The organism is Pseudomonas arcuscaelestis (genome assembly GCF_016881005.1).
GTDB classification, from domain to species: Bacteria; Pseudomonadota; Gammaproteobacteria; order Pseudomonadales; family Pseudomonadaceae; genus Aquipseudomonas; species Aquipseudomonas arcuscaelestis.
On the sequence record NZ_JACOPV010000053.1, the window covers coordinates 1 to 1308 of the forward strand.

Sequence of the window (1308 nt, forward strand, 5' to 3'; positions counted from 1 at the left end):
TGTCCCGTCCTGAATAAGGTTTACACCTCCCATCCCGAATTTCCGGAGAGTCAGATGGAGCAAGGTGTAAAGCGCACACAGCGTGATTACTCACTGTCTTTTAAATTGGCGGTGGTTGATCAGATTGAAAAAGGCGAACTGACCTATAAGCAGGCCCAGGTGCGGTATGGCATCCAGGGTCGGTCGACGGTTCTGGTATGGTTGCGTAAGCACGGTCGGCAGGATTGGAGCCAGGGGGCCTCGATCCGCGACGAGAGGAACTGCGCGATGTCTGACCCCAAAACGCTCACTCCAGAGCAGCGGATCAAAGAGCTTGAACAGCAGCTTGAGCTGATGAGCCAGAAGGCCCAGTTCTTTGAAACTGTCGTTGATGTTCTGAAAAATGACTATGGTGTCTCGGTCGTAAAAAAGCGATCCGGCAAGTCCTCTCGCAAGGTCAAGTCGCAGGACTGAGCATTGCCAGGGCTTGTCAGTTTCTAGGCATTAGTCGACAGGCTTACTACAAGCGCAACCGGGCCGCTGATAGCAAAGAGAGTCAGGCAGACCGGGTAGTTGAGTTCGTTCAGCAAGTCCGAATGCGCCAGCCTCGGCTCGGTACTCGTAAGCTGCACTACCTGCTGCATTGCCAACCTGACAAACGAGTCCAGGTCGGCCGAGACAAGCTGTTTCAGGTCTTGGGAGAGCGCCGTTTGCTAGTGCTGCCTAAGCGGGCCTACCACAAGACAACACAGAGCTTTCATCGCTTCTACCGCCATCCCAACTTACTCAAGCCCGGCCCAAGCCAAGTCGTTCCGACAAGGCCGGAGCACGTCTGGGTTGCCGACATTACTTACCTGCCCGCACGTAACGGCCCGCTGTACCTAAGCCTGGTAACGGATGCGTACTCCAGGAAAATTGTTGGTCACCACGTCCATGAAAGCCTGCATGCCGAGTCAGTGGCGCAAGCCTTCAAGCAGGCATTACGAAAGCGACGTCGTCGCCAGCCATTAGTCCACCATTCGGATCGAGGCATCCAATATTGCTCGGCGCTATACCAGTCACTGCACCAACGGCACGATGTTCAGTGCTCCATGACTGATGGGTATGACTGCTACCAGAACGCGCTGGCCGAGCGAATCAACGGAATCCTCAAGATGGAGCTGCTGTTGAGCAACCCTGAAGATCTTGAGCAAGCGAGGCGGATGGTTGACGAGGCAGTGCAGATCTACAACACAGAGCGGCCCCATATGGCCCTGAAAAACAAAACGCCCGATGCGGTGCATCGGGCGTTTTGAGGCCTGGTGGCCTACCTGAAAAGGTGTAAACCTA

The 1308-nt window shown here is 55.0% G+C and carries 1 protein-coding gene; it reads left to right on the plus strand.

What is annotated here, in order from left to right:
- Window positions 1-54 precede the first annotated feature (54 nt).
- Window positions 55-1274 (plus strand): IS3 family transposase gene (locus H8F21_RS29160; RefSeq protein WP_203482865.1). Its coding sequence is split into 2 segments (ribosomal slippage): window positions 55-403 and window positions 403-1274, totalling 1221 coding nucleotides; the frame shifts between segments, so codons are not numbered across the junction.
- The last annotated feature ends 34 nt before the right edge of the window (window positions 1275-1308 follow it).